Origin of the sequence: Rhodoplanes sp. SY1 (assembly GCF_046000175.1) — a bacterium.
GTDB lineage: Bacteria > Pseudomonadota > Alphaproteobacteria > Rhizobiales > Xanthobacteraceae > Rhodoplanes.
On record NZ_JBEOMB010000170.1, the window covers coordinates 1 to 2384 of the forward strand.

Annotated in this window: 4 protein-coding genes; 1 reads left to right on the forward strand and 3 read right to left on the reverse strand. The window is 67.3% G+C overall.

The window, feature by feature from the left end; genetic code table 11:
- On the reverse strand, positions 1 to 739 hold a 739-nt coding region (locus tag ABTU92_RS27115; protein WP_408094704.1), incomplete at its 3' end, for a pseudouridine synthase.
- Between the two features lie 72 nt (positions 740 to 811).
- Between ABTU92_RS27115 and ABTU92_RS27120 the strand changes: the two genes are divergently transcribed.
- On the forward strand, positions 812 to 1240 hold the full coding sequence (locus tag ABTU92_RS27120) for a nucleoside deaminase (protein ID WP_408094705.1): 429 nt from the start codon (positions 812 to 814) through the stop codon (positions 1238 to 1240).
- Between the two features lie 344 nt (positions 1241 to 1584).
- Here ABTU92_RS27120 and ABTU92_RS27125 read toward each other — a convergent pair whose 3' ends face one another.
- Both ABTU92_RS27125 and ABTU92_RS27130 read right to left on the reverse strand, forming a co-directional pair.
- Positions 1585 to 1797 carry a hypothetical protein gene (locus tag ABTU92_RS27125; protein ID WP_408094706.1) on the reverse strand — a complete coding sequence of 71 codons (213 nt, stop codon included), beginning with the start codon at positions 1795 to 1797 and terminating at the stop codon, positions 1585 to 1587.
- 147 nt (positions 1798 to 1944) lie between these two features.
- Positions 1945 to 2384: patatin-like phospholipase family protein (locus ABTU92_RS27130; protein ID WP_408094707.1), on the reverse strand; the 440-nt coding region annotated here is incomplete at its 5' end.

Consider the following 2384-nt stretch of genomic DNA (forward strand, 5'->3'; position numbering starts at 1 on the left):
CCTCCTCGATGTCGCCGTCCAAGAGCTCGCCGAGCTGGAACGGGCCGTAGGAGACGCGGATCAGCCGGTTCACCTGCAGGCCGAGCGTGTCGAGGACGTTGCGGACCTCGCGGTTCTTGCCCTCGCGGATGCCGATGGTGATCCAGACATTGGCGCCCTGGCTGCGGTCGAGCGTCGCCTCGATCGGGCCGTACTGGATGCCGTCGACCTCGAGGCCGTTCTTGAGCGCGTCGAGGGCACGCTGGTCGACCGCGCCGTGGGCGCGCACGCGATAGCGGCGCAGCCAGCCGGTGGCGGGCAATTCGAGCTGGCGGGCGAGGCCGCCGTCGTTGGTGAGCAGCAGCAGGCCCTCGGTGGAGATGTCGAGCCGGCCGATGCTGATCAGCCGCGGCAGGTCCTCGGGCAGCGAGTCGAAGATGGTCGGCCGGCCCTCGGGGTCGAAGCTGGTCGTCACCAGGCCGACCGGCTTGTGATAGAGGAACAGCCGCGTGCGCTCGGCGGCCGGCAGCGGCTCGCCGTCGACCGTGATGCGGTCCTTACGAGTGACGTCGAGGGCCGGCGAGGTGATCACGCTTCCATTCACGGCGACGCGGCCGGCCTCGATCCATGCCTCCGCGTCGCGGCGCGAGCACAGGCCGGCGCGCGCCATCACCTTGGCGATGCGCTCGCCGTCGGGCGGGGCGGGGCGCTGCGCGGGCGCGGTGTGGTCGGGCGCGGTCTCTTCGGGCTTGTCCGGCATGGTCTCGATCTTGGATAAGGAGCGAGCCTGATAGCAGAGTTCGCGCGCGGGAACGAGCTTTTGACGTCTTTCATGGACCTGGCGCTCGCCGAGGCGCGCGCGGCCGGCGACGCCGGCGAGGTGCCGATCGGCTGCGTGATCGTTCGCGACGGCGCCGTGGTGGCGCGCGCCGGCAACCGCACGCTCGCCGACCGCGATCCGACCGCGCATGCCGAGATGCTGGCGATCCGCGCCGCCTGCGCGACGCTCGGCAGCGAGCGGCTGCCCGACTGCGACCTCTACGTGACGCTGGAGCCCTGCCCGATGTGCGCGGCGGCGATCTCCTTCTCCCGCATCCGCCGACTGTACTACGCCGCCGGCGACCCCAAGGGCGGGGCCGTGGAGAGCGGCGTCCGGCTCTTCACGTCACCCACCTGTCACCACCGCCCAGACGTCTATTCCGGGATCGGCGAGACGGCGGCGGCCGCACTGCTGCGGGGGTTTTTCAAGGCGCGGCGGTGAGGGGCCGATTCGTAGGGTGGGTTAGCGCCGCAGGCGCGTAACCCACCGTGGGCTCTCCGCAGACGCCGGTCCGATTAAAGCTTCCGGATGAGCTCGACGGCAATCGAGACAGCGGCAGCGAAAAATACCCGCCATTCTTTTCTCAGGAACCGAACGCTCTTTATTAGGCGATTTCGTCCGGGGGACGTCATGGTGATCCTTTCTCTGCGAATCAACATGACTATCCATATAACCCGCGCGACTTCGCTCGGCGTCCAGGGGCTCCCCCAGTTTCGCCAGTCGTCCCCACAGATCACGGCCAAAAAATTGTCCCGACCCTCTGTCGCGAAGGAATGGACGCGAAATTATGGCCTAGACAGTTTCGGATCCTGGCCTTCCTCGCTATTAACCCGCGGTTCGTCCGGATCGGTTTCGCCTGCTAGACGATTGTACGCATCAATCGAGAGAAGGACGTAGGCGATCTGCTTGCCCTCGATCAAAAAGACTGGTCCGCTTTTCGAAGCCGCCAACGCCGCGTCTGGGTCGCGAGCCAATTCCTCCTCGGACAATGTGATCATTCCGCTGCTCCCGATTTCTCTGCAGCTCCCGACTGTAGCGGTCCGGAACGATACGCAATTCTTGATGTGGGGCCTAGTATTAGGCTCGGCGCTGTTCGGTGGGTTACGCGCCTGCGGCGCTAACCCACCCTACAAAAACGAGAACTGTCACCCCTCCAGCAGCGCTGAAAGATCCCGCTTGATGTCCTCCTTGATGGCTTCGCCGGCCCGGATGATGGCGATGGCCTGGAGGAAGTCGAGGAGGCGGAAAATCGCCACGTTGGGGCGGATCAGCAGGTCGGGGCGCACCCGCTTGAGCTTCTCGGCGACGAGGGCATGGCCCATCAGCGTGATGGTGGCGGACACCGAGTCGAACGCCTCCGGCACCGCGGTGTTCTCGCGCGGCGCGGTCGAGCAGTCGACCGCCACGACCACGTCGGCCCGGCCGGCGAGCTGGGTGAAGGGCAGGGGATCGACCGCGGCGCCGTCGACCAGCACGCGGCCGCCGTACTCGACCGGGCGGAGCAGGCCCGGGATCGCCATCGAGGCGGCGATGGCCGGCCGCAGCGGTCCATCCGAGAACACCACCTCGGCCTGGCCGAACAGGT

What these genes read in the sequence shown, in the direction of transcription:
- ABTU92_RS27120 (WP_408094705.1), top strand. Translation starts at nt 812, where the DNA reads ATGGACCTGGCGCTCGCCGAGGCGCGCGCGGCCGGCGACGCCGGCGAG.
- ABTU92_RS27125 (WP_408094706.1), bottom strand. Translation starts at nt 1,797, where the DNA reads ATGATCACATTGTCCGAGGAGGAATTGGCTCGCGACCCAGACGCGGCG.